This is a genomic window from Rhodococcus sp. WWJCD1 (assembly GCF_002258735.1).
Lineage (GTDB): Bacteria > Actinomycetota > Actinomycetes > Mycobacteriales > Mycobacteriaceae > Rhodococcoides.
In genome coordinates this window covers 26,382-49,741 of the sequence record NZ_NOXY01000020.1, presented here as the reverse complement: position 1 = coordinate 49,741, position 23,360 = coordinate 26,382, and the positions used below count along the sequence as shown (strand labels likewise).

26 protein-coding genes and 1 riboswitch are annotated in these 23,360 nt (G+C 65.9%); of the genes, 8 read left to right on the top strand and 18 right to left on the bottom strand.

Annotated elements, in window-relative coordinates; all coding sequences use genetic code 11:
• Window positions 1-4: 4 nt before the first annotated feature.
• Together CH286_RS12435 and dacB are read right to left on the bottom strand one after the other, a co-directional pair.
• Entirely contained in the window at window positions 5-1,102 is a 1,098-nt protein-coding gene (locus CH286_RS12435) for a zinc-dependent metalloprotease (protein ID WP_441347117.1), read from the bottom strand.
• A complete protein-coding gene (dacB, locus tag CH286_RS12430) occupies window positions 1,087-2,490 on the bottom strand; it encodes a D-alanyl-D-alanine carboxypeptidase/D-alanyl-D-alanine endopeptidase (protein WP_032403761.1) in 1,404 nt (467 codons plus the stop codon). Before dacB ends, CH286_RS12435 begins: the two co-directional genes overlap by 16 nt.
• 142 nt (window positions 2,491-2,632) lie before the next feature.
• On the opposite strand from dacB, the gene CH286_RS12425 reads away from it, so the two are divergent.
• Window positions 2,633-3,124: an inorganic diphosphatase gene (locus CH286_RS12425; protein WP_032380124.1), complete on the top strand. Its 492-nt coding sequence runs from the start codon at window positions 2,633-2,635 to the stop codon at window positions 3,122-3,124.
• Window positions 3,125-3,187: 63 nt separating this feature from the next.
• Window positions 3,188-3,646, top strand: a complete 459-nt coding sequence (locus CH286_RS12420; RefSeq protein WP_032380123.1) for a PAS domain-containing protein — start codon at window positions 3,188-3,190, stop codon at window positions 3,644-3,646.
• A 38-nt stretch (window positions 3,647-3,684) separates the two neighbouring features.
• On the opposite strand, the gene CH286_RS12415 is transcribed toward CH286_RS12420, so the two are convergent.
• The 3 genes from CH286_RS12415 to CH286_RS12405 form a co-directional block, all read right to left on the bottom strand.
• On the bottom strand, window positions 3,685-4,761 hold the full coding sequence (locus CH286_RS12415) for a GGDEF domain-containing protein (protein ID WP_255182642.1): 1,077 nt from the start codon (window positions 4,759-4,761) through the stop codon (window positions 3,685-3,687).
• 126 nt (window positions 4,762-4,887) lie between these two features.
• Window positions 4,888-5,352: a MarR family winged helix-turn-helix transcriptional regulator gene (locus tag CH286_RS12410; protein WP_032380122.1), complete on the bottom strand. Its 465-nt coding sequence runs from the start codon at window positions 5,350-5,352 to the stop codon at window positions 4,888-4,890.
• Window position 5,353: 1 nt separating this feature from the next.
• Window positions 5,354-6,181: a crotonase/enoyl-CoA hydratase family protein gene (locus CH286_RS12405; RefSeq protein WP_094609370.1), complete on the bottom strand. Its 828-nt coding sequence runs from the start codon at window positions 6,179-6,181 to the stop codon at window positions 5,354-5,356.
• Between the two features lie 119 nt (window positions 6,182-6,300).
• Between CH286_RS12405 and CH286_RS12400 the strand changes: the two genes are divergently transcribed.
• Window positions 6,301-6,798, top strand: coding sequence for a 2-oxo-4-hydroxy-4-carboxy-5-ureidoimidazoline decarboxylase (locus CH286_RS12400; protein WP_094609369.1), 498 nt, complete (start codon window positions 6,301-6,303; stop codon window positions 6,796-6,798).
• A 6-nt stretch (window positions 6,799-6,804) separates the two neighbouring features.
• Here the strand turns inward: CH286_RS12400 and CH286_RS12395 are convergent, their stop codons facing one another.
• Together CH286_RS12395 and CH286_RS12390 are read right to left on the bottom strand one after the other, a co-directional pair.
• Window positions 6,805-7,029, bottom strand: coding sequence for a DUF6480 family protein (locus CH286_RS12395; protein ID WP_032380119.1), 225 nt, complete (start codon window positions 7,027-7,029; stop codon window positions 6,805-6,807).
• 28 nt (window positions 7,030-7,057) lie between these two features.
• The gene (locus CH286_RS12390; RefSeq protein ID WP_441347116.1) at window positions 7,058-7,702 is read right to left on the bottom strand and encodes a TetR/AcrR family transcriptional regulator; all 645 of its coding nucleotides are present in this window, start codon (window positions 7,700-7,702) and stop codon (window positions 7,058-7,060) included.
• Window positions 7,703-7,788: 86 nt separating this feature from the next.
• On the opposite strand from CH286_RS12390, the gene CH286_RS12385 reads away from it, so the two are divergent.
• From CH286_RS12385 to CH286_RS12375, 3 genes are read left to right on the top strand one after another with little or no spacing between them, the layout of a single operon-like run.
• Window positions 7,789-8,793 (top strand): hypothetical protein, encoded by a 1,005-nt coding sequence (locus CH286_RS12385; protein WP_094609368.1) that lies wholly within the window; start codon window positions 7,789-7,791, stop codon window positions 8,791-8,793.
• Between the two features lie 4 nt (window positions 8,794-8,797).
• On the top strand, window positions 8,798-9,763 hold the full coding sequence (gene alc, locus CH286_RS12380) for an allantoicase (protein WP_032403757.1): 966 nt from the start codon (window positions 8,798-8,800) through the stop codon (window positions 9,761-9,763).
• 27 nt (window positions 9,764-9,790) lie between these two features.
• A complete protein-coding gene (locus CH286_RS12375) occupies window positions 9,791-10,264 on the top strand; it encodes a YbaK/EbsC family protein (RefSeq protein ID WP_094609367.1) in 474 nt (157 codons plus the stop codon).
• Window positions 10,265-10,272: 8 nt separating this feature from the next.
• Here the strand turns inward: CH286_RS12375 and CH286_RS12370 are convergent, their stop codons facing one another.
• From CH286_RS12370 to CH286_RS12365, 3 genes are read right to left on the bottom strand one after another with little or no spacing between them, the layout of a single operon-like run.
• A complete protein-coding gene (locus CH286_RS12370; RefSeq protein WP_032403755.1) occupies window positions 10,273-10,773 on the bottom strand; it encodes a hypothetical protein in 501 nt (166 codons plus the stop codon).
• Between the two features lie 17 nt (window positions 10,774-10,790).
• Window positions 10,791-10,919: a hypothetical protein gene (locus tag CH286_RS28210; RefSeq protein ID WP_254925613.1), complete on the bottom strand. Its 129-nt coding sequence runs from the start codon at window positions 10,917-10,919 to the stop codon at window positions 10,791-10,793.
• Between the two features lie 9 nt (window positions 10,920-10,928).
• Window positions 10,929-12,260, bottom strand: coding sequence for an aminotransferase class V-fold PLP-dependent enzyme (locus CH286_RS12365; protein ID WP_094609366.1), 1,332 nt, complete (start codon window positions 12,258-12,260; stop codon window positions 10,929-10,931).
• 53 nt (window positions 12,261-12,313) lie between these two features.
• Window positions 12,314-12,429: riboswitch (SAM riboswitch) on the bottom strand.
• A gap of 196 nt (window positions 12,430-12,625) precedes the next feature.
• Here CH286_RS12365 and CH286_RS12360 point away from each other — a divergent pair.
• Together CH286_RS12360 and CH286_RS12355 are read left to right on the top strand one after the other, a co-directional pair.
• On the top strand, window positions 12,626-16,567 hold the full coding sequence (locus CH286_RS12360) for a Pls/PosA family non-ribosomal peptide synthetase (protein ID WP_176458248.1): 3,942 nt from the start codon (window positions 12,626-12,628) through the stop codon (window positions 16,565-16,567).
• A 2-nt stretch (window positions 16,568-16,569) separates the two neighbouring features.
• Window positions 16,570-17,907, top strand: coding sequence for a M1 family metallopeptidase (locus tag CH286_RS12355; protein WP_094609591.1), 1,338 nt, complete (start codon window positions 16,570-16,572; stop codon window positions 17,905-17,907).
• Between the two features lie 24 nt (window positions 17,908-17,931).
• Here CH286_RS12355 and CH286_RS12350 read toward each other — a convergent pair whose 3' ends face one another.
• The 8 genes from CH286_RS12350 to CH286_RS12315 all read right to left on the bottom strand — a co-directional run bounded on the left by CH286_RS12350 (window position 17,932) and on the right by CH286_RS12315 (window position 23,356).
• Entirely contained in the window at window positions 17,932-18,552 is a 621-nt protein-coding gene (locus tag CH286_RS12350; protein ID WP_094609365.1) for a hypothetical protein, read from the bottom strand.
• A 30-nt stretch (window positions 18,553-18,582) separates the two neighbouring features.
• Complete coding sequence (locus CH286_RS12345) at window positions 18,583-19,839, bottom strand: MFS transporter (RefSeq protein WP_094609364.1); 1,257 nt, start codon at window positions 19,837-19,839, stop codon at window positions 18,583-18,585.
• Window positions 19,836-20,510, bottom strand: coding sequence for a GntR family transcriptional regulator (locus CH286_RS12340; protein WP_094609363.1), 675 nt, complete (start codon window positions 20,508-20,510; stop codon window positions 19,836-19,838). Before CH286_RS12340 ends, CH286_RS12345 begins: the two co-directional genes overlap by 4 nt.
• A gap of 123 nt (window positions 20,511-20,633) precedes the next feature.
• Window positions 20,634-20,831: a hypothetical protein gene (locus CH286_RS12335; protein ID WP_032380110.1), complete on the bottom strand. Its 198-nt coding sequence runs from the start codon at window positions 20,829-20,831 to the stop codon at window positions 20,634-20,636.
• Between the two features lie 110 nt (window positions 20,832-20,941).
• Window positions 20,942-21,352 (bottom strand): DUF2752 domain-containing protein, encoded by a 411-nt coding sequence (locus tag CH286_RS12330; RefSeq protein ID WP_094609362.1) that lies wholly within the window; start codon window positions 21,350-21,352, stop codon window positions 20,942-20,944.
• A 19-nt stretch (window positions 21,353-21,371) separates the two neighbouring features.
• Window positions 21,372-21,713 (bottom strand): plastocyanin/azurin family copper-binding protein, encoded by a 342-nt coding sequence (locus CH286_RS12325; RefSeq protein WP_094609590.1) that lies wholly within the window; start codon window positions 21,711-21,713, stop codon window positions 21,372-21,374.
• A 23-nt stretch (window positions 21,714-21,736) separates the two neighbouring features.
• On the bottom strand, window positions 21,737-22,711 hold the full coding sequence (locus tag CH286_RS12320) for a HEAT repeat domain-containing protein (RefSeq protein ID WP_094609361.1): 975 nt from the start codon (window positions 22,709-22,711) through the stop codon (window positions 21,737-21,739).
• 9 nt (window positions 22,712-22,720) lie between these two features.
• Window positions 22,721-23,356 (bottom strand): HEAT repeat domain-containing protein, encoded by a 636-nt coding sequence (locus CH286_RS12315; protein WP_217902924.1) that lies wholly within the window; start codon window positions 23,354-23,356, stop codon window positions 22,721-22,723.
• Between the last annotated feature and the right edge of the window lie 4 nt (window positions 23,357-23,360).

Below are 23,360 nucleotides of genomic sequence, written 5' to 3'. Positions count from 1 at the left end.
AGCACTATCCCAGAACTCGCGCGATCCACGCGTCCGGGTTCTCGATCTCCGACAGCAGCGGCAGCGTGTCGGGACCCGTCCACACGGTGTTGAAGCGCTCCATCCCCACCGCGGCGACGACGTGATCGACGAATGCCTTGCCGCGGACGTACTGCGCCATCTTCGCGTCCATCCCCAGCAATGCCCGGACGACGCGTTGGAGCGGGTTGACCTTGCGTCGCCGCCGCTGGTCGAATGCACCGCGAATCTGAGTCACGGTCGGCACGACGGCCGGCCCGACGGCGTCCATCACGTGGTCGGCGTGGCCTTCGAGCAGAGTACCGAGCACCAGGAGCCGATCGATGGCGTCGCGCTGCGGCTGGGGTTGGGTGGCGCGCAGCAGGCCGACGATGCCCGCGTCCTCCGATTTTGTCGTTCCGCTCGGATTCTTGCGGGCCCTCAACGCACCGGTCAACCGATTGGCGACGTCCGACAGTGGCTCGTCGGTGCCGTCGGAGAGCACCCCCACGTTCTCGCGCATGTAGCCGCCGAGCCACGGCGCGGAGGAGAACTGCACTCGGTGCGTCACTTCGTGCAGGCACACCCACAGGCGAAAGTCGCTGGGCGAGACGCGCAGTGCGCGTTCGACGGCAATCACGTTCGGTGCGACCAGCAGCAGCGTTCCGTTCTCCCCGGTGAACGGATCGTATTGTCCCAGAATGGCACTGGAGAGAAACGCCAGCATCGCGCCCGCCTGAAGTCCGGCGGGTTTTCCGCCGAGGAGCCCCGACGGTGGCGTGTCGTCGTCGTCCCCGGTGAGGTGCTTCATCGCCGACGCGGCCGCGGCGATCCAGCCTGCTCGATCGACCACCTGGGCGTCGGGCACCGGGAGTCCGTCGGCCAGACCGGTGGTCTCGCGAACCGGTCCCTCGGCTCGAATCGACGCGGCGGCAAGCTCTTCCACGGCCGCATCGGCGGTGTAGCGCGAGGTGGCCGGACCCGGGCGGGCCAGCTTGGCTCCGGCCTTGGCGGCTACCGACCAATCGACCGCACCGGCGAACCCGGACGTGCTCTCGTTCTCGTCGGCACTCGCCGCCGCTGCTGACTTCACTGGCAACCACACAATCTCAAGGTCGATGCCACGGCATCGAGGGCGGGGCGACTGACCTCGGGTGGCCGGTCGTTCGACATCAGCGCGAAGGTCAGCACACGGCCGTCGACATCGACGACGTATCCCGCGAGAGCGCTTGCATTGGACAGGGTTCCGGTTTTGGCCCGCACCCAACCCGCTCCGGTTCGATCCCCCGAGGCATACCGATCCGACAACGTTCCGGTGGCACCGGCGACGGGCAGGTAGTCGAGCATCGGACGCAATGTCGGCTGTTCGGTTCCGGCGGCCGAGGTCAGCACCTGATCGAGCAGTCGGGCCGGGATCTTGCCGTCCACCGACAGCCCACTGGCATCCTCCAGGGCCAACCCGGCCATGTCGAAACCTGCCGTGTAGAGAGTCTGTCCGATGGCCGCCACCGCGCCGGAAAAGCTTGCTGCCGTGTTCATGTCGATCGACAGTTCGCGGCCGACCGCCTCGGCGAGGACGTTGTCGGAGCGATAGATCATCTGCTGCAAGCGGTTTCGCAACGGGGCGGACTGCACCGACGCCAGCTGGTCGGCGCCCTCGGCGGCCGTACCCGTCGTCACCGCCGCCGGATCGACGCCCAGTCCTGCCGCCAGTGCGCGGCCCGCGTCGAGCGCCGGAGTGGTGCTGCGGGGTGACTCGTCGACGAGCGGATCGGACCTTCCGCCGTCGAGCATGATCGGTTCGATCGGGGTGATCGAACCTGCAGCGATATCGGCCGGAAACCAGCCCTGCGCCATGGTGTCGCCGGAGTAGATCGAGGTGTCGACGCTGATGCTGCGTACCGTCGTTCCGCTGCGGCGGATCTGCTCCACGAGATCGTCGATGCGGGCCGCACCTGGATAGAACCCGACGGTGCCGACCGGCAGTGCGGTGAGCGTGGGGTCTCCGCCCGCGATCAGCACGATGTTTCCTTCGCTGCTGCCCTGGACGACGCGAGTGGTGACGCGGTGGTCGGCCGGGAGCGCGAGCATCGCCGCGGCTGCGGTGAGCACCTTGGTCGTCGAGGCCGGAGTCATCGGTGCATCGGGGTTCCGGGACCACAGAACCTGGCCGGTCCGTGCGTCGGCGACGGTTCCGGTGAAGGTGCCGAGATCGGAATCGTCCACCACACCGGCCAGCGCGCCGGCCAGTCCCGCCGAGCTGGGCGACGGGGCGGACTCGGGAAACGCAGTGATCTTCGGGTTCGGCAGCACGGTGTCGGGCGGCGGCGCGATCGCGGTCTCCGCGCCGTCGGACACCGACGGGAGCACGAGCGCCGCGGTGGTCACGGCGAGGATCACCACGAACACAGCGCACAGCGTCAGGATCAACCGCTTCTTCCTGCGCCGCCGGCCCGCTGTGGGACCGAGGAACCGCCGTGTCAGCCCCGCCACCGTTCCTCCGTCATTGCCGTGGTCGTACCCATGATCGTCCAGTCAACAGTATCCTCGGGTCCGGTAGCCTTGCGCCGCCACCATCGAGACATTCGCAACCGCTCGGGCCCCTGCGGCTCGACGAAGACAGTAAGGACTGCACGTGCCGTTCGACGTCACCATCGAGATCCCCAAGGGGCAGCGCAACAAGTACGAGGTCGACCACGTCACCGGACGTGTACGCCTCGACCGCTACCTCTACACCGCGATGGCGTATCCAGCCGATTACGGTTTCATCGAGAACACGCTCGGCGAGGACGGCGATCCGCTGGACGCACTGGTGCTGCTGCCCGAGTCGGTCTACCCGGGTGTCATCGTCGAGGCGCGGCCTGTCGCGATGTTCAAGATGGTCGACGAAGCGGGCGGCGACGACAAGGTGTTGTGCGTGCCTGCAGGTGACACCCGCTGGGATCACATCCAGGATCTGAGCGACGTATCGACGTTCGAACTCGACGCGATCAAGCATTTCTTCGTTCATTACAAGGATCTCGAACCCAACAAGCACGTCACCGGGGCAGACTGGGTGGGGCGCGCAGAGGCCGAGGCCGAAATCGCCGCATCGTTCAAGCGCTTGACGGACAATCCGGGTCACTGATCGTTTCGGCACTACACACTTCGTCTCGGCCGCGCGCCGACGAAACACAGTTTGGGGAGACCTATGACCGACAGCAGTTCCAACGGCGCCGCCGGTGATCGGCGCAATCTCGACTCGCGGGCGATCTCGGATCCGACGCAGTTCCCCGATCTGCCGGTGACGGTCGTTCTCGACCGAATTCCGGTGCCGATCCTCGCTGTCGATCCCAGCGGTGCGATCGTGTTCGCAAACGAGGCCTTCGACGATCTGTTCGGTCTCGACCGCACCGAACGCGTGGACTTCCACCTGCACGACATCTTTCCCGACCGGGCACCGGAGGGGGTCAACGTCGCCGACATGTTCCTGACGACGGTGGCCACCCGCGCGGATTCGCTGTGGCGGATGACCGACAAGACCGGTGACGTCGTTCAGGTACGCGCCAGCAAGTCGATCCTGCGCCGCACCGAGGACACCATCGTTCTCGTCGCGCTCGAAGACTTCACGGACCAGTTGTGGAACGACCCCAAGAGCGCCTTGCGCTGATCGTTCTCCCCGAACGAATGACGGTGTGTGTCGGCTGATCAATCGCCGGCATACACCGTCGTTCTGTTTCCACCCGCGTGCTTGGACTCGTACATTGCCGTGTCGGCATCGAGCAGCACGTTGCGCACCAGCTCGGCTGCGGCGTACGAGGACACGGCCGCTCGCCACCGAGCGGCATCGAGTACGGCGACACCGATGCTGACCGTGACCGGCACGTCGTCACTCGCATCGTGCACCGCCTCGCGAATATCGTCTGCGAGGTGGTCGGCCGAGTCGCCGCAGACCGGTACCGCGATCGTGAACTCCTCGCCCCCGGTGCGCGCCACGCAGGGCCGTCCGCCCGTCGCGGCGGTGAGGCGCCGGGCCGTTCGGCGTAGAACTCGGTCGCCCACGGCGTGACCGTAGGTGTCGTTGACCAGCTTGAACTGATCGAGATCGACCACCATCAGCGCCGCCGACTGCTCCTCGGTCAAACGGGCCATCATTCGGTCCAGCCGAAGTTCCAGGCCTCGCCTGTTGAGCAGGCCCGTCAGAGAGTCGGTATTGGCGAGGTCGAGCTGGCGCTGAATGACGGCTCTGAACGCCAGCACCGAGTTGACCACCAACACCGTCACCAGTGCCCGCGCGACGATCGACGCGGGATCGCCCGGCTGCTCGACGACGGCCAGCACGGCGAGCAGAAGAATCACGGCGTTGACGAATGCGGTGTGGAATTTGAGGACGTTGCGCCGGGAGAAGTAGGCGATGTAGGTGCCGATCACCGAGAACAGGGCTGCGCCGTACAAAGCCAAGCTCCGGTCGGCAAAGGTGAGCAGCATGACCGCGACGCCCACGTCGGCGTAGATCACGAACCACCCGGGCATGTGCGACGCGTCGACCGAGCGCAGCCACCACCATGCTCCCACCGGCACGGTCGAGAGCAGCACGATCATGCAGATCACGACGGCCGTCGCGCCGACCGGGCCGTCGGCGGACAGCATGATGATCGAGCCGATCAACCCGAAGGACGGAACGAGAAATGCGATTCCTCTCGCAACGCGGCGTTCGAGCCGAACCGAACCCGATCCTGGTCCCCGGTCGGAGGACCGGGGAGGTCTGTCGTGATCGGTTGGCACCACATTCCCTCCGTCCGTTCGGGCAGTTCGAGCGTCCGGGTAAGGCATCGCCTGCGTCCCGATCGTCGCTGGGATCACGAGCACGGGACGAACTCGCGATCCGACGTTGTTCAGGTTCCTCGCGGCTCAGACGTTACCCGTGCGCTGATCGGGTAGGTCCGGCCTGACGGTTTCGTAATCGGTCAAGAATCGGTCCAACAGCCCGACCAGCGCCGATCTGTCGTCCCTCTCCCATTTCTCGATGACTCGCCCGAGCGCCTCGGTTCGGCGTTGCTGAATCGCCGCGGCAACTTCCTGGCCCGACTGCGTCACCGCGAGGACGAAGGCCCGACCGTCCCGTTCGTCGGGCAGCCGCTCGACGTGTCCCAGTTCGACGAGCTGAGCCACCTGCCTGCTCACCGTCGACGGATCCGAATTCACCATGGCGGCAAGCTCACTGGACCTCATGGGCCCGTCACGCAAGAGCCGGAACAGACAGACGTAAGCGGCACCCTCGACGCCACCCGACGACGAGATCTGCGCGATGTTGCGCTCGCGTAGACGCTGTAATCGAACCAGCTGGGTGCCCAACTCCTCGGCGAACTCGACCACGTCAGCTACCGGTGAACTGAGCCGGCCGCTTCTCGAACACGGAGGTGATCGCCTCGGTGAGATCGTGCGAGGCGAGGAAGGCGGCGTTCCAGGCCGCCACGTACCGCAGCGAGTCGTCGACGCTGGAGGACCGGGAGTGGTCCAGTACGGTCTTGATGCCCTGCACCACCAGTGGCGGGTTGGCGGCGATGGCCACCGCGCACTCACGGGCGGCGGCGAGGGTGGCATCGTGGTCATCGAACACGTCGTTGACCAGGCCGATCTTCTCGGCGCGGGCCGCGTCGATGTCCTTGCCGGTCAACGCGAGCTCACGCAGGTGGCCGTCGCCGATGATCGCGGGGAGCCGGGCCAGAGAACCCATGTCGGCGACGATGGCGACCCGCACCTCGCGCACGCTGAACTTCGCGTCGGCACTGGCGTATCGCACGTCGGCGGCGGTGATGAGGTCGACGCCACCGCCGATGCACCAGCCTTGGATCGCTGCAACGACGGGCTTGCGGCAGTCCGCGACGGCGTTGATCGCCTTCTGCATCGTTTTGATGGTGTCGTGGAAGGACGTTCGAGGACCGGCCAGCGCCTTGTCTGCCATGAGAGGACCGAACGTACCTGCCATCGCGGCCAGATCCAGTCCGTAGGTGAAGTTCTTGCCGGAGCCGGCGAGCACCACTGCCCGAACCTCGGTATCGGCGTCGAGCTGCGCGAACAGCTCGGTGCTCTCGCTCCAGAAGTCGGGGCCCATTGCGTTGCCCTTGCCGGGCCCGAGAAGTGTCACTTGCGCGATGTGGTCCGCGATCTCGACCGAGAAGGCTTTCCAGGTACGTTCCGTCATGCGTGCGAGCCTAGCGGGATCGCCCGAGATTGCCGCACCGCATGTTACGGCGCGTAACGTCTGCGCTAAGTCCCTGCTCAGCTCTGGTACATCCGGCGCAGTCGGCCCACTATCGACACATGCTGATGCACCAGGGATTGGGACTTGAAACGTTCAACGACCTGCCGCGTCGCAAAGCGGTGCACGCACTGTACGAGTGCTGCTGCTCGGTGGCGTGGGCTTCACGGGTGGCCGACGGCCGCAGCTATCGCTCCCGCGCCGACCTGTTCTCCGCAGCCGATGCCGAACTGGCCGAGTTGTCGGACCAGGACGTCGATTCGCTCGCCGCGAATCTTCCGGAGCCCGGCAAAGTGTGCGCCGCCATGGATACAGATACGCGAGGAGCGCTGGGAACCGCCGCTCGCGCCTACGGCGAGCGATTCGGATTTCCGTACGTGGCCAGTGTGATGTTCGGACCCGAGGGGTTCGAGCCACGCGAGATCCTGGTGGATCTGGGACACCGACTCGACAACGACGACCGCACCGAGCGCAAAATCATGCGCAACGAGCTCGCGGAAATCAACCACATCCGACTGAACCGACTTCTCGGCCCCGAGGGTGGTTGGCCCCTGTTCTGAGCGAGATCAGCCGAACAGGCCGACGACGCGACCGATCAATCCACCGGCGATCAAAATGGCCAACAATGCGACCACGCAGATGATCACAATCGGCATCACTCGGCTGCGCTGCGGCGGTTCGTGGTTGGGTCCGCCGATACCTGTCTCGGCGGGCGGGGTGTCTCCTGGGGTGACGCCGCCACCCGCTTCGAGTCCTGCTGTGACGTCCGGATCCGGATTCTGAGCATTCATCTTGCGTGGTTACCCGGTGCGGTCGCCCTCAATCGAGATGTGCCCTAGCTATCGCTCCGGCGAACAATTCGGACACCGCGTCGGCGATGATTCCCTCGTCGATGTCCTCCGGATCCACCGAATGTTCGACGGCCAATCCGGAGATCAAGGCCGTCAGTGACGTCGCGACGCGTCGGGCATCGAACTTGTCGCCCACGCCCCACTGGTCCGCGCGTTCGGCGATGAGACGTTCGAGCTCACGCCGCAGCGCGCGACGGTCGGTGCGGTAACGCTCGGCGACGGCCGGGTCGCGTCCGGCCAGGATGCCGAACTCGACGGTGAGCAGCGGCCAGCGGGGTTCGGCGACCACCCACGAGGCGATCTCGTTGCCGCCTGCTCCTGCTGCTGCACCGGAGTCCAGATCGGAGATGTGGGCCAGCACGCGGGCCGCGAGGTCGAGTGAGCGTTTGGCGAGCAACTCGGCGAACAGCGCCTGCTTGGACTCGAAGTTCGAATACACGGCCCCCTTGGTGAAGCCGGCGCGGTCCGCAATGTCAACGAGTTTGGCTGCTGCATAACCCTTGTCGGTGAACTCGTCGGCAGCGGCGGCGAGCAATCGGTCTCGTACGTCGGCACGCTGCGGTCGTCGCTGCGACTGTGTCGACCCCCACTTTTCTTGATTCTCGACAATCACGATACCTAGAGTATTGAATACCTCGGGTATCGACAAGACTCACGGGAATCGACCCCGCAGATTTCACACCGTTCAGGAGTTCACCCATGCGCAAGATGTCATTGCTCGCCGCCGCAGTCCTGGTGCTACAGCTCGGCTTCATCCTCAGCTACGTCTCGGCGTTCCATCAGCCGACGCCGCACGCGATCCCGATCGCGGTGGTGACCGAAGCCGGCCTCCCGGAAGGACTCGATCAGCAGACCGCCGATCGTCTGGACGCCATCGACGGTGCGCCGCTCGACGCACGCACCGCGGTCGACACCGCCGAGGTTCGCTCGCTGCTCCGCGACCGCGACATCATCGGGGCCTATGTCGTCGGCGCGAACGGAACGGACACGCTCATCACTGCCAGTGCGGCAGGCAGTTCCGAGGCCACCGCGTTGCAATCGATCTTCACCGAAGTGGACGCCGCGCAGGGCCGTCAGTTCGTGGTTCGCGACGAGATCCCGGTCGGGGTCCACGACAACCGAGGGTTGTCCGGTTTCTACCTCTCGGTCGGCTGGGTCGTCGGCGGCTATCTGCTGGCCGCGGCATTCGGATTGCTGATCGGGGCACCGTCCTCGCGCCGCGAAACCTACATGCACGTCGGCATTCTCGCGGTGTACTCCCTCGCATCCGGAGCGTTCGGAGCTTTCCTCACCACCCACGTTCTGGAAACCTTTGCCGGCCACTGGTTCCCACTCACCCTGCTGGGTACCGGCGTGGTCTTCGCCACCGGACTGGTCACCATGGGCCTGCGCGCACTGATCGGCGTCGCTGCGGTGCCTGCCGCGATCGTGCTGTTCGTGATCCTCGGAAACCCCAGCGCAGGAGGAGCTTTCGGAGCCGATGTATTGCCGTCGTTCCACGCCTCGATCGGGCGCTGGATCACCCCGGGCATCGGCACCGAGGGCGTGCGGAGCATCGTGTACTTCTCCGGCACCGGGCTGGGGCAGCCGGCACTCGGACTTGCGCTCTACCTCCTGGCCGGTACGGCACTCCTTGGTACCGCGGCACTGCGGCGTCGGCGGGCACACAACCCGGTGAGCTCGCGCGAGACCAGTAAAGTGTGATCCCATGACTGCCACCTTCCCCCTGCCCCTGCCAGATCTCGCCGTCCGCACTCTCGGAGGCGCAGTGGTGTGGGCGAACGACGAGACGTTCGCGGAGAAGGAGAATCTCGTCAGTCCGGGCAAAGCCGACTATTCGACGGCGACGTTCGGGCACAAGGGTCAGATCTACGACGGCTGGGAGACGCGTCGGCGACGTGAGGCCGGATACGACGAGGCCATCGTGCGTCTCGGGGCACCCGGCGTCGTATCGGCGATCGTCGTCGACACCTCGTGGTTCACCGGCAACTATCCGCCGGAAATCTCGATCGAGGCCGCCGAGGTCGAGGGGTTTGCCTCCCCGGACGAGCTACGCACGCAGACCGAGTGGACCACCATCGTCGCCCGTAGTCCGGTCAACGGTGACAGCGAGAACAGATTCCAGGTCACCTCCGACGCTCGGTGGACGCACGTGAAGCTGTCGATCTATCCCGACGGCGGAGTTGCTCGCCTGCGAGTACTCGGCCGCGGCAAGCCCGACCCCAAGTTCCTCGCGGCCGGGCCGGTCGACCTGGCCGCACTCGAGAACGGTGCCTACGTCTCGGCATGCTCCAACATGTTCTACAGCTCCCCCAACAATCTGCTGTTCCCCGGCCCTCCGCGGTCGATGGGTGAGGGCTGGGAGACCTCGCGTCGACGCAACGATGCGAACGACTGGGTCCAGGTGCAGCTGGCGGGCACCGGACTCGTCCGCCTCGCCGAGCTCGACACCACGTGCTTCCTCGGCAATGCGCCGGGTGCCGCATCGTTGCGCGGCCGGCTCGGTGACGGCGAATGGATCGAGCTGTTGCCGCGAACGACGCTGCAACCCGACACCCGGCATCGCTTCGTACTCGACCACGAGACTCCGGTCTCCGAGGTTCGGATGGACATCTTCCCCGACGGCGGCATGGCGCGATTGAGACTGTTCGGTGATCTGGACGCATCTGCGTAAACGGTCGCGGGGCAATAGGGTTGGTTCATGTCCCGGCTACTTCATCCGAATGCAGCCCATGTGGCCGACACTCTGATTTCACGTGGTCATCACGGAGTGGTGGTGAACAGTCCGGAGGGCACCCACACTGCCGCCGATGCCGCTGCGGCACTGGGTGTCGAGGTGGGTGCGATCGTGAAGTCGATGGTGTTTCTACTCGACGACGAGCCGGTGCTGTTGCTCGTGTCCGGAGCACACAATGTCCATCTCGAGCACACGGGTGAGCGTCTCGGTGGCAGGTTGGCACGGGCCGATCTCGACACTGCCAAACACGCGACCGGGCAGCCGATCGGTGGTATCGCACCGGTCGGCCACCCCACGAACCTGGACACTTTCGTCGACCAGGATCTGGCCGGTCACCCCGAGGTGTGGGCCGCGGCAGGCCACACCAACACGATCTTTCGGTCGACGTACACCGAGTTGTTGCGGATCACCGCGGGCCTGGCGATCGACGTCACCTGACCGTCTGGTCAGGATGCGAGCGTCGGGGCGATCGGTGCGCCGAGGACCGTGTCGACGACGTCGATGTCGAGTCTGGTCCCGCGGGATTCGAGCAGCGGCAGTACTGCGTTGTTGACCAGAACCGCCTGGCGAGCCACATCGCCGAGCACTGTCAACGTCACCCCGTCGGCGACGTCGGCCGCGGTGACGTCGGAGATCAGACTGGCCAATCCCGACGGTGTGCCGACGTAGCGGATGGACGACGGGCTGATCGGCGCGTCCAGTCCGGCGAACTCGCGACGAGCCGTCCGAGCATCGGCCGCGATGTGGATCTCGAGGTCGAGGAACACGGCCGTGCTGTCGGCCGACTCGCCGCGCTCGACGGCTTCTGCGCGTAGCCGCGCGCGTTGCTGCTGTGCTTCCCGCAGGTCGGAGGCCTGGATTCGGACGATGTCCGCGTCCGGACCCAGGGTCAGTTCGGACCAGATCGAGTCGAATTCGACGGCGACGCGAGTGTGGTTGTGCGACATGAGTGGTGGTCCTGATTCTAGAAGTCGGAGAACGCATTCGGTCGGAGCGGAGCCGAAATCGAACACGAGCCGGACGCAGTGCGGCACAGATCCACGTATCTGTTGCACCAGTGGCGGTTGCCCAGCCACGCGACACTGACGGTCATGACGCCATGCTAACCGTCCGAAGGGGTGCACGGGGATCCAACCCCGGCCGCCCCATCGGCGAGGTCTGGGAACGGTCGCGGGTCGGGTACGGGGTTCCACCAGCCGGCGTCCTCCGCGTAGTGCCAGTTCGGTCCCGACTCGACCAGGGCGGCGAGTGCGTCGACGAGTCGATCCACATCGGCCGACGAGCTGCCGAGGCCGATGCTGGCTCGAACCGCGCCGTCTGCATGGCCCAGTCGGCGGAGCAGTGGATGCGCGCAGAACTTTCCGTCCCGCACTCCGATGCCGTGCTCGGCCGAGAGGTACGCGGCCACCTCACCCGGGTCGCGTCCGGCCACCGTGAAGGTGACGATGCCGACGGTGTCGGGCGCGTCGGCCCACACCTGCAGTAATTCGACACCGTCCAGGGCAGCCAGGCCGGCCCGCAGTCGGGACGACAATTCGTGCTCGTGCGCCTGCAGCTCGGCGTCGTCGAATCCCGCGATGGCCTCACAGGCTGCAGCCAGTGCGGCAACTCCGAGCACGTTGGGAGTGCCTGCCTCGTGCCGCTGAGGTGCTGGTGCCCACTCCGTGTGGTCGATGCTCACGCTGCGTACCGCGCCGCCACCGGCCAGGTGCGGCTCACCGGCGTCGAGCCAATCACGTGCGCCCACAAGCACTCCCGCACCGAACGGCGCGTACAGCTTGTGCCCGGAGAAGGCGAGGTAGTCCACGCCGAGGGCAGCGATGTCGATGCGGCGATGCGGAACCAGCTGAGCACCGTCCACCGCGATCCGCGCGCCGTGCCGATGTGCCAGAGCTGCGAGTTCCGCAATGGGAAGAACCTCGCCGGTGACGTTCGACGCACCCGTGATCGCCAGCAGTGCAGCAGGTTTCACGGCCAGCTCGGCGTCGAGTCGGTCGATGGTCTCGGCCAGTGTCGACGCGGCCACCACGACGCGGCGATCAAGCCACGGAAGCAGGTTCGCGTGGTGCTCGATATCGAGCACTACGGTGTCGCCCGGCACACACGCGGCTAGCAGATTGAGCGAGTCGGTGGTGTTCCGCGTGAACACCACTACCGAATCCTTCTGCGCACCAACAAAATCGGCGACGGTCACCCGAGCCTTCTCGTAGGCAGCCGTCGAAACGCGCGAGGCGTAGCCGGCACCTCGATGCACGCTCGAGTAGAACGGCAGCAGGTCCGCGATCCGATCGGTCACTGCCGCCAGGGCCGGCGCGCTGGCCGCGTAGTCGAAGTTGGCGTACGTGCACGAGCCACCCTGCACCAGGGGTACCTGCAGATCCGTGCCCGAAACAGGGGCAAAAGGAGCACAGGGGCGGGAAAGTACAGATGTCATGACAGATCAAGCCCTCACGTTCGAGGGACCCGCAACCGAAGAGTTCGTGAACGAGTCCGCGCTTGCCGCGCCGGTTTTCCGGCAACAGCCTGGTCGTCACCCGGAGCACCCCACCGCGGAGGAGGGTTGCCGACCAGCGAGCCGGGGCTTGATGCTGGTACTCGTGACCGTGGACAAAACCTTTGCAAACCCGCTGCGGTTTTGTCAAGCCGGGACTCACACGTGTGCAGCAGTAGGATTTCCGCGGTGGGAACGCGCGCTCGTTCACCTGCTGGCAAACAGAACGTGAGATAACCAACGGCGCTGCTGCTCACCAGCACCACAGAGTCACTTGCCAACGAATCGATAAGGACGCCCGGTTGTCTGTGCATCAAGAGAACGATCTGCCGGGTTCGAGCGCGGACATCGCGCCTGCACCGGCGGCGTTTCTTCGCTCGTCTCTCGCTCCTCCCGCCCGGACGCTCATCGACGTTCTCCGAGACACCGCCCATCGTTTTCCCGACGCCCCCGCCATCGACGACGGTGCCGTGTCGGTCAGCTACTCCGAATTGTTGGACGACATCGCCGAGGGTGCCAAGTGGCTCGCCGATGCCGGCGTCCGGCGCGGCGATCGCGTCGGCATCCGCATGCCGTCGGGTTCCTTTTCGCTCTACGTGGCCATTCTGTCCATCCTCGCGGCCGGTGCTGCCTACGTTCCGGTCGACGCGGACGACCCCGAAGAGCGCGCCGAGCTGGTCTTCGGGGAGGCCAAGGTGACGGCCATCGTCACCGCAGGCGGTATCGCGGCCGGGACCGCCCCCAAGCAGGACATCCCTCAGGACGAACCCGAACACAATGCTGTGCCACCCACTCCCGAGGACGATGCATGGGTCATCTTCACCTCGGGTTCCACCGGCACACCCAAGGGCGTTGCGGTCAGTCATCGCAATGCGGCGGCGTTCGTCGACGCCGAGGCGCGCATGTTTCTGCAGAAGGATCCACTGGGCCCCGGCGACCGCGTGCTCGCCGGCCTGTCGGTGGCGTTCGACGCGTCGTGCGAAGAGATGTGGTTGGCGTGGCGACACGGTGCCTGCCTTGTGCCCGCGCCGCGTTCGCTGGTGCGATCCGGTTTCGATCTCGGTCCGTGGCTCGTCTCCCGCGACATCAGTGTCGTCTCGACGGTGCCGACCCTCGCGTCGCTGTGGCCCGCGGTCGCACTGGAGGCGGTACGGCTGCTCATTTTCGGCGGTGAAGCATGCCCCCCGGAGCTGGCCGAGCGACTCGCCGTCGAGGGCCGCGAGGTCTGGAACACCTACGGCCCCACCGAAGCAACGGTCGTCGCGTGCGCGGCCATCATGGACGGGAAGGGTCCCGTCCGCATTGGTCTGCCCCTCGACGGGTGGGACCTGGCCGTGGTCGACGCGTCGGGCGCTCCGGTACAGGTCGGCGACATCGGTGAACTCGTCATCGGCGGCGTCGGACTGGCTCGGTATCTCGATCCGGCCAAGGACGCCGAGAAGTACGCGCCCATGCCCTCCCTCGGATGGGAGCGGGCGTATCGGAGCGGCGATCTGGTCAAGCTCGAACTCGAGGGCCTGCTCTTTCAGGGCCGCGCCGACGATCAGATCAAGCTCGGTGGTCGACGCATCGAACTCGGCGAGATAGACAACGCGCTGCAAGCACTTCCGGGCGTCAGCGGTGCTGCTGCGGCCGTGCGCAAGACCGGTGCGGGAAACTCGGTTCTGGTCGGCTATCTCGCCAGCACCGACCCCGATTTCGATCTCGAGGCCGCCCGAACACTGTTGGCCGAGCAGCTTCCGTCGGCGCTCGTACCGCGCCTCGCATTGGTCGACGAGATGCCCACGCGCACCTCGGGCAAAGTCGACCGCAATGCTCTGCCGTGGCCACTGCCCGGATTGGCGGGTGCGTCGGCGCTCGGCGGCACGGCGGGGTGGGTGGCGCAGCTGTGGACCAACATCCTCGGTGCTCAGGTGTCCGACGAGAACGCCGATTTCTTCGCCAACGGCGGCGGATCGCTCTCGGCCGCGCAGCTGGTGACGGCACTGCGTGAGCGGTTCCCCGAGGTCACCGTCGCGCAGTTGTACGACCATCCCCGATTGGGTTCGCTCGCACAGTATCTCGACGACCTGAAGCCGGTCGTCGAGGCCGTTCCACGTGAGGTGCCCCCGACGTCGCGCACCGCTCAGTGGGCGCAGATTCTGGCGACGGTTCCGTTGACCACCTTGACCGGGTTGCAGTGGGTCACCTGGCTGGGGCTGCTGTTCAACGTCATGTCGTGGTTCGGCGACGTGTCGTGGGCTCCGACGCTGTCGTGGTGGTGGATTCTGCTCGCCTTCGTCCTGTTCATCACGCCGGTCGGGCGGATGGCGATTTCGGTGATCGGATCTCGCGTCCTGTTGGCCGGGTTGAAACCCGGTGCATACAAGCGCGGCGGGAGCATGCACATAAGACTCTGGGCGGCAACACGATTGACCGATGCCAGCGGTGCCTCCAATCTTTCGGGGGCGCCGTGGATGGTCTATTACGCGCGCGCTCTCGGTTCGAAGATCGGCAAAGGCGTCGACCTGCATACGCTGCCGCCGGTCACGGGCATGCTCGAGCTGGGCGACGGCTGTTCCATCGAGCCCGAGGTGGATCTGTCCGGGCATTGGATCGACGGCGATCTCGTCTACATCGGCGGCATCGAGATCGGTGCCGGTGCCACCGTCGGTGCCCGCTCGACACTTCTGCCCGGAACCAAGGTCGGCAAGAACGCGGTTGTCACCGCCGGCTCTGCCGTCGTCGGACGAGTCAAGGCCGGGCAGATGTGGTCCGGTTCGCCGGCGCAGAAGGTCGGCAAGGCCGATCATCCGTGGCCCGCCGAGACACCTCCGCGCGCCACGAAATGGGTGTTCGCGTACGGCGTCGCATCCCTGTTCCTCTCGGGCATGGCACTGTTCTCCATCGGTGTCAGCCTGGTGCTCATGGGCTGGTGGATTCACACTGCCGACTCCGTGCTCGACGCCTTCCAACGTGGACTGGTGATGTTGCCCGTCGCCACTCTGGTGTCACTGGCGGTGTTCGCACTGATCACCGTTGTCGCAGTCCGGTTGCTCAGCATCGGACTCGTCGGCGGATACCACCCCGTGCGCAGCCGTATCGGCTGGCAGGTCTGGGCCACCGAACGGTTGATGGACTCGGCGCGCACGTTCCTCTTTCCGCTCTACGCATCGTTGCTGACGCCGCACTGGCTCCGACTCCTCGGCGCGAAGATCGGCAAGGACGTCGAAGCGTCGACCGTGCTGATGATCCCCAAGTTCACCACCGTCGCCGACGGTGCCTTCCTGGCCGACGACACCATGGTCGCCAGCTACGAACTCGGCGGCGGCTGGATGCATCTGGGCGACGCCAAAGTGGGCAAGCGGGCGTTTCTCGGTAACTCCGGCATGACCGGGCCAGGGCGAACCGTTCCGAAGAACGGCTTGGTCGCGGTGCTGTCGGCGACGCCGGACAAGGCGAAGTCGGGCTCGTCGTGGCTCGGCAGCCCACCGGTGCGATTGCGTCGGGCGGCCGGTAGCGCGGACTCGTCGCGCACGTTCGATCCGCCCAGGAAGTTGAAGATCGCCCGTGCACTCGTCGAGACGTGCCGGTTGATTCCCGTCGTCGTGACGTTCGGCATCGGGCTCGGGGTGCTGTTCGGGCTCACCGCCATCGCCGACTCCGTCGGCTACTGGTTGGCTGCGCTGCTCAGTGGCGTCGTGCTGCTCGTCGCCGGTTTCGTGGCTGCGGCAGTGTCGGCGTTGGCGAAGTGGTTGTGGGTGGGCCGGATCGGCAAGACCGACCACCCGCTGTGGAGCTCGTTCGTCTGGCGCAACGAGGTGGCCGACACGTTCGTCGAGACCGTCGCCGCGCCGTGGTTCGCGCGCGCAGCCGAGGGCACCGCCGTCCTGAACATGTGGCTGCGGTGGCTCGGTGCGGACATCGGGCGGGGTGTGTGGTGTGAGACGTACTGGCTGCCGGAGGCCGATCTGGTGACGTTGGCCGACGGTGCGACGGTCAACCGAGGGTGCGTTGTGCAGACGCACCTGTTCCATGATCGGATCATGTCCATGGACACTGTCGATCTCGGCGCAGGCGCAACCTTGGGACCGCACTGTGTCGCATTGCCCGCTTCGGGTATAGGTGAAGGTGCGACGGTGGGACCTGCCTCCCTGGTGATGCGCGGCGATACGGTTCCCGCGCATACTCGTTGGCAAGGCAATCCGATCGCGCCGTGGGCCAAGGGTGATCCCTTTCCGCGTATTCGCGACGACCGAAGTGAGGGGTGATCGTGGGAGGCAGATTGGTGGCACCGGTGTTCGACGTCGATTCCAGCGACAACCCGATCGACACGTATCTTCCGCAGAACGGTAACCGCGGCTACCGCGTCTCACGCTACGAGCTCGACCTCGAGTACAAGGTGGAGAGCAACCGGTTGACGGGCAAGGCGAAGATCACGGCGGTCACCACTGCGACGGTGTCGAAGTTCGCGTTCGATCTCGGCCCGGCGATGAACGTGTCGAAGGTATCGGTCAACGGTTCGCGTTCGGTGAAGTTCACCCATCAACGCGGCAAGCTGAAGATCACGCCCGCCAAGCCGATCGCCTCGGGTGCGGCGTTGGTGGTGACGGTGACGTACGGCGGAACTCCCAAGCCCATCAACGGTTTGTGGGGTGAGGTCGGCTGGGAAGAGCTCACCGAGGGATCGATCGTCGCGAGTCAGCCGAACGGTGCCGCGTCGTGGTTTCCGTGTGACGATCATCCGGTGTCCAAGGCCAGCTACGGCATCACCATCACCACCGATTCGCCGTACTACGCGGTGGCCAACGGAACGTTGGTGCGCAAGCAAACCCGCGCCAGCCGGACCACCTGGGTGTACGAGCAGCCCGAGCCGATGGCCACGTATCTCGCGACCATTCAGATCGGTCCGTACGAGCATCGCATCGTCAGCCCGGGTCCGGTGCCGATGAAGGCGATCACTCCCCCGCGACTGCGCGCGCAGTTCGACCACGATTTCGGCCGCCAACCGCAGATGATGGACACTTTCGTACGGCTGTACGGCCCTTACCCTTTCGCGTCGTACACAGTGGTGGTGACCGACGACGATCTCGAGATCCCGATCGAGGCGCAGGGGCTGTCGATCTTCGGAGCCAATCACTGTTCGGGTTCCCGGTACTACGAGCGCCTGGTGGCGCACGAGTTGGCTCACCAGTGGTTCGGCAATTCGCTGACCCTCGGCAAGTGGGCCGACATCTGGCTGCACGAGGGATTCGCGTGTTACTCGGAGTGGATCTGGGCCGAGAACTCCGGCGGCGCAACAGCTCACGACAAGGCCAAGCGCGCGCACACCATTCAGCGTGGTCTGGCCATGGATCTGCAGCTCACCGATCCTGGGCCCGAGCGCATCTTCGACGATCGCGTCTACAAGCGCGGTGCCCTGGCACTGCATGCGGTACGACGTACCATCGGCGACGAGCGCTTCTTCGGACTGATCCAGGAGTGGACCTCCAAGTACCGCTACTCGACGGTGGCGACCGCGGACTTCACCGACCTCGCCTCCCGCTTCGGTTGCCCCCGAACTCTGTGGGACGCATGGTTGATCGACAAGCAGTTGCCGTCGTTGCCGTAGGTCGCGCCCTCGAATCGGCCGGCGTCAGCGATACCCGAGCGACACCGTCAACCCAGCAACCGCGTAGCCGTACAGTGCCGTCGTTGCCAGTGCTTGACGCCAGAAGCCGTGCGGGAACGACGCCGCCCAGCGTCCCTTGCCGTCCAGTTGCAGATCGCAGGGGAAGTCGCTGATGGCCATGGCAGACGACGGCTGCTTGGAGTGCGCGAGGACGACCCCTGTGGTGAACGGCAGTCCCCGAACGAACAGGTGACCGCGCGCGTCCCCGACTCGATACCGCACCGCTGACTCGGTCACAACGCCTGTGTACCAACGTCGTTGGACGTTCCAGCCGGTCGCGTGCGCGAGCCGAAGGTTGCGGTCGCCGCGCAGTGCCGTGTCCACGGTCTCGACGTCTGCAATCACTCCCCATCGCAGCATCGGCATCCACTGACCGATCCGTCTCCAGCGACACACCAGCGCCCCGAACAGAACGATCGCGAACAAGTACGGCACCAGCTCGGGATACCTCGACCAGCAGGCAGCCGGCACGATCACGGCGATCAGAAACCAGTACGCCTCGCGTCGGTTCCATGCGGTTGCAGCCGCGAGCGCCGCCGTCGAAGGCACTCGGTGCGGCGGGACAGTGCGCGCGGACTGCAGCATGATGCCGCTGATCCTAGAGCCGAACCGCCTCTACGCGCTCGGCAAGTGAGCAGACGTCTTCGATCGCACCACCAGGCCGCAGATTCCAGCCATCACCGCGCCGAATCCGAAGATGATCGGGTAGGTCACCACGCCGGGCCAGGTCTCGGTGAGCGCCGACAGCACGGCAGGCACCGCGAAGCCCAGGTATGTCAGTGAATAGAACACTGCGGTGAGGCCCGCGAGATCGTCGGGGCCCGCAATACGTTGCACCTCTTGCAGACCCGAAACCAAAGCCATGCCGTATCCACATCCGAGTACCGCTGCCGCGATCAGCGCTGCGGCAATGGTCAGCACCGACGCCGCCCACGCCGCGACAGCCATGCCGACCACCAACAGAGTCAGTGCAACCAGAGCGCCTCGCGCATTGGCGGGTGTGTCGATCCGTCGCCCGACGGCCTGGATCGCAAATCCGGCGCCGAGGGCGATCACCGCCATCGCCGCCGAGAGGGCCACGGGATAGCCGCCCCCGGGCTCGTCGGCCAACGCATCAGCCATCAGTGACGGCAACACCGCGTACGCGACGCTCGCCGCACCGAACACCCACGGTGCCAACGGCAGCACGACGAACAGGAACCGGCGGTGCGAAGCAGACGGGATCCTCAGGTCGTCGAGCAGCTTCTTGCTCTTCGATGTCACTGTCGCGGTGCGTGTTTCGGGAACGGAGAGCATGCCGACGCTGGCGACGATGCAGATGAGCACGTGCACGCTGTAGGCGAGGTGCGTCGGCCACGGTGCCCATTGCGCGAGCACACCGGCAACTCCGGCACCGAGGGCAAAGCCCGCCGTCAGCGACATCGCGGCTCGGCGCGCTCCGGCACCGGGCTTGGCGGTGGCGTCGCGGCTGGAGAGTTCCTTGACCCAGCTACCGCCGACGGCCATACCGATTCCGAGCGCGATGCCACTGAGCACACGGCCACCGAAGAGCATGAAGGCGTTGTCGGGTCCGAGTGCGATCAGAATGGAACCGGCCGCGGCAATTGCGGGGGCGGGCAACATGATCGGGCGTCGGCCGAGTCGATCGGACAGCGGCCCGCAGATCAGCATCGCCGGAATGATGCCCAGGACGTAGGCGAACAGGAACGTATCGACCACCACGGCCGAGAAGCCGTGATCGAGCCGGTACATCACCAACAACGGCGTGAACTCGTTACCGCCCCAGGCGACGGCGAACATGCCCGACGCCACCAGCAGCCAGCGTCGCGCACTCAGCTCGATGTCTCGTTCGTTCGTGAGCGTTTCACTCATCGTGTTCCCCCCCTGTTTGCTCCGACTGACCTGTCCGGTCGTAGGCCGTGCACCCCGCGCATGTGTTGTTCGACGGCCCGCTCGAATCCGTCTGCGTCGCCGGCCTCGATCAGGTCGGTGAGTCGGCGATGGTCGTCGACGATGCGCGAGATCTGACCCGGATCGCGCGTCACCGAGGCTGCGGTCATCCGGCGCTGACGCTCGCGAAGTCCGTCGTAGAACGCGTCGAGCAAGGGATTGCCACCGGCTCGGACGACGGTGCGATGAAAGTCGGCGTCGACTGCGCTGAACTGCGCGGCGGTGCCGTCGACCGCCAACTTCTCCTGCAGCTGCAGGTTCTCGCGTAGCGCGTTCACCACAGATGCCCGGGCGGTGACGTCGCCGATGAACGCGCGAACACTTCCTGCCTCAACGAGGCGACGCGCATCGACGACACTTTCCGCCTCACCCACCGCGATCGGCACCACCAGTGCCCCGCGCTTGGGGTACAGACGCATCCACCCCTCTACCTGAAGACGCAGAAACGCCTCGCGTACGGGCGTGCGACTGATCTCGAGCCGGGTTGCGATTTCACCCTCGCTGACGAGCTCACCGCCGGGCAGATCACCCGAAACGATGAGCTCTTTGACCGTCGCATACGCCGTATCGGCGGCAGATTTCGTCTCGAGCACAACATAAATACTAGATGCACCTCAACTGTGCACCAATTCGGGACCCGAAAAAGTCCACTCGACGTGACATTGACTACCGAAAAGGCCACCGAACGTCACATTGACTCCCCAGGGGCAGAACGGTCAGGGCACCCAGTGGCGTGCGGCGATGTCGTCGATCACCGGATCCCCGTCCTGCGCCGACTCGAGTGCCTCCAGGTCGTCGCGCAGAGCGTTGAGCCGCGGGTCGTCGCCCTCGGCCTGCTCGGCGGCCGTTCCACCGTCGTCGGCGAGTTGTGCGAGCAGCTTCGCTCGCACCCGGTCCTTCAGGGAATCGCTCATTCGTCGTCACCTTTCTTGAGCACGCGTCGGGCAGTGGGGATGAGCGCGATGAGTACGCCCAGCAGCACGATGATCGAGAAGATTTCCAGCAGCACAGCATTTCCTTCGGTTCAGGTCGGGGCGATTGCGCTGCCCCACGAGGTGTTGCGCACCACTGTGAAGGCGGCGAGAACAGCGACCAGGACGATCACCGTCGGACGGGTGAAGCGCGGGCGCGGCAGCGAACGGCCGGTCCAGCGCGCTCGAAGCCACAGCGCCCACACCCCGACCGCAACGATCGCAAGGACAACCGCAACGACATTGCTCGACGCGGCCGCCGAGACGTCTCCGCGGCTGAGGTCACCCAGAGCACGGGTGGCTCCGCATCCGGGGCACCACAGTCCGGTCAGCGCATGGAACGGGCAGGGAAGGTAGGTCGAGGTGCGAGGGTCGCGAACGTGCAGCAGCACTGCACCACCGACAGCCGCAGCGGCCACACCGAGGGGTGCGGCGATGCTGCGCGATCGGGTCGGTGCCGTCATGCCCCTGAGCCTAGGAGTTTCAGGGCTCGACGACGATAGATGCCGTCATGTCCGGATGCGGCGTGCAGTGGTACGTGAAGGTGCCCGCGGTGTCGAAGGTATGCGTGAACTGGCCGGTCTCCATGAGTTGACTGCGAAACGAGTTGTCGTCGGCGACGACGTTGTGTGCCATACCTTTGTCCGCGAACACCCACGTGACGGTCTCTCCCACGGAGATGGTCAGTGTCTTCGGCGAGTACATCCGATCGGCGACGGTGACCTGGTTATCGGCAACGGGTGCGGTGGACGCGGCCGGGGTGGTGGCGGTGGAGCAGGCAGTCAACGTGATCAGCAGTGCCGCGAACAATCCGAATGCCTTCATGACCTCGACGGTACCGAAAGGGCTCATTCCCTCCGGCCGAGGATGTACTGGGCCGTCAGGGCAATCGATCGGTCCGCGTCGCCGGTCAATTCCTGCAGCGCCTGCAGTGCTGCCGGTCCCGGGATGCTCGCCAACGCCTGCGTCACTCGCAGCCTCACGGCGACATCGTCTAGCCCGTCCATCAACGCCGCAACTGTCGACGCGTCGGATCCCAGCACCCCGAGTGCGTCCGCGGCGTCGACATCGTTCGTTCCGTCGTGCACCATCTCGATCAGCGTCGGGACGGCGTCGGCCACTCCCCGGGCCGCCAGCTCCACCGCAGCGACCCGCCTGACCTGCTCGTCGTCGTGGACCAGCGCCTCGCGCAACACGTCGGTGGCGTCGGGGTGGGCAATCTCGACGACGGTATCGACGGCCCGGCGGCGCACCTCAGGGTCCGGTGAGTGCAGGCCCTGGCGCAGCGGCCCCATCGCGTCGCCACCCGTCTGTGCGAGAGCCCACCGAAGTGCGCCTGCCACGTTGGTTGCGGGTTCGCGCAGCACTGCCTCGGCCAGGGCCTCCGCCGGAATGGGTCGATCTCCGACGGACGCCAGCGCCGCCGACTGCCGCTTTCCTGCACTCACCGACTGCAGATCGCCGAGCATCGCGACCGTGCCGAGCACGTCCTCCCAATCGTCGGGTCGGGCACTCCCGATGCGACGCAGCCGGGTGAGCAATTCGGTATCTCGCGCGATGCGTTCTTCGGCTCGGGCCGCGAGCTGGTCGACGAGTCCCGAGGCCGCGAAACTCGGATCGTCCAGCGCACGACCGACGTCGTGCAACGACAGACCCAGCGAACGCAGGGATTCGACGTGGAACAGGCGTCGAACATCCTCCGGGGAGTATTCGCGGTAACCGGTACTGCTCCGCGAGGTCGGCTGCACCAGCCCGAGACGGTCGTAGTGCCGGAGCATGCGCGCACTGACCCCGGACCGCCGCGCCACCTCACCGATCAACATCGTCCTATCTCACCCTGCCGTGTCGACTACGCCAAGGGCATCGACACGCTTGGCCTCGAACACTGCGAACCCGGCATCCGGGTCTCGGAGCAGCGACTCGGTGGCCAGCGCGTGGGCACGAACAGCAACATCCTTGATCGACGCGGCGTGCCGCAACATCGGCTCGATCACCGAACCCAGTGCGACCAGAGCGCGACTCAGGCTCCGCTGGACGTCGTGCCCACCTCGCCCGAGTTGCGTGGCCAGCATCGCGGCCAGCTGCTCTTCGCTTCCGGTCGGAACCAGAACCACCGCAGCTCGCCACGCGCTACGTGCGACTTCGTCGTCGGGGTCGGAGATCAACGCCTCGGTGATGACCTGCCACGCCGCCCGATCCTTGATCTTGGACAACGTGTGCAACGCCTGGCTGCGAGCCTGGGCCCCGCCGGATCGCACTTCCTCGATCAACCGCGGAACCGTCGACGACGCGGGTAGCCGAATCAGCGCCCACGTCAACATTTCCCGAACCTGGAAATCCGGTTCGACGGCGCACCGCTGCAGCAGTGCGTCGAGGAACTGCAGATCCGGTGTCGTACCGAGATCGAGCGCGGCCCGCAGCCGAGCCGACGGATTGCTGTGGTGCAGTGCCCCGTTTACCGAATTCATCGAG

Bases quoted from the DNA above. Each gene is read 5' to 3' on its own strand.
- CH286_RS28210 (WP_254925613.1), bottom strand. From the start codon at position 10,919: ATGACCGTCAGTGTCGCGTGGCTGGGCAACCGCCACTGGTGCAACAGA.
- CH286_RS12365 (WP_094609366.1), bottom strand. From the start codon at position 12,260: ATGACATCTGTACTTTCCCGCCCCTGTGCTCCTTTTGCCCCTGTTTCG.
- CH286_RS12345 (WP_094609364.1), bottom strand. From the start codon at position 19,839: ATGAGTGAAACGCTCACGAACGAACGAGACATCGAGCTGAGTGCGCGA.
- CH286_RS12325 (WP_094609590.1), bottom strand. From the start codon at position 21,713: ATGAAGGCATTCGGATTGTTCGCGGCACTGCTGATCACGTTGACTGCC.
- CH286_RS12400 (WP_094609369.1), top strand. From the start codon at position 6,301: ATGCTGATGCACCAGGGATTGGGACTTGAAACGTTCAACGACCTGCCG.
- CH286_RS12320 (WP_094609361.1), bottom strand. From the start codon at position 22,711: ATGTTGATCGGTGAGGTGGCGCGGCGGTCCGGGGTCAGTGCGCGCATG.
- CH286_RS12375 (WP_094609367.1), top strand. From the start codon at position 9,791: ATGTCCCGGCTACTTCATCCGAATGCAGCCCATGTGGCCGACACTCTG.
- CH286_RS12335 (WP_032380110.1), bottom strand. From the start codon at position 20,831: ATGAGCGATTCCCTGAAGGACCGGGTGCGAGCGAAGCTGCTCGCACAA.
- CH286_RS12420 (WP_032380123.1), top strand. From the start codon at position 3,188: ATGACCGACAGCAGTTCCAACGGCGCCGCCGGTGATCGGCGCAATCTC.
- CH286_RS12405 (WP_094609370.1), bottom strand. From the start codon at position 6,181: ATGACGGAACGTACCTGGAAAGCCTTCTCGGTCGAGATCGCGGACCAC.
- alc (WP_032403757.1), top strand. From the start codon at position 8,798: ATGACTGCCACCTTCCCCCTGCCCCTGCCAGATCTCGCCGTCCGCACT.
- CH286_RS12395 (WP_032380119.1), bottom strand. From the start codon at position 7,029: ATGAATGCTCAGAATCCGGATCCGGACGTCACAGCAGGACTCGAAGCG.
- CH286_RS12370 (WP_032403755.1), bottom strand. From the start codon at position 10,773: ATGTCGCACAACCACACTCGCGTCGCCGTCGAATTCGACTCGATCTGG.
- CH286_RS12330 (WP_094609362.1), bottom strand. From the start codon at position 21,352: ATGACGGCACCGACCCGATCGCGCAGCATCGCCGCACCCCTCGGTGTG.
- CH286_RS12315 (WP_217902924.1), bottom strand. From the start codon at position 23,356: ATGAATTCGGTAAACGGGGCACTGCACCACAGCAATCCGTCGGCTCGG.
- CH286_RS12350 (WP_094609365.1), bottom strand. From the start codon at position 18,552: ATGCTGCAGTCCGCGCGCACTGTCCCGCCGCACCGAGTGCCTTCGACG.
- CH286_RS12385 (WP_094609368.1), top strand. From the start codon at position 7,789: ATGCGCAAGATGTCATTGCTCGCCGCCGCAGTCCTGGTGCTACAGCTC.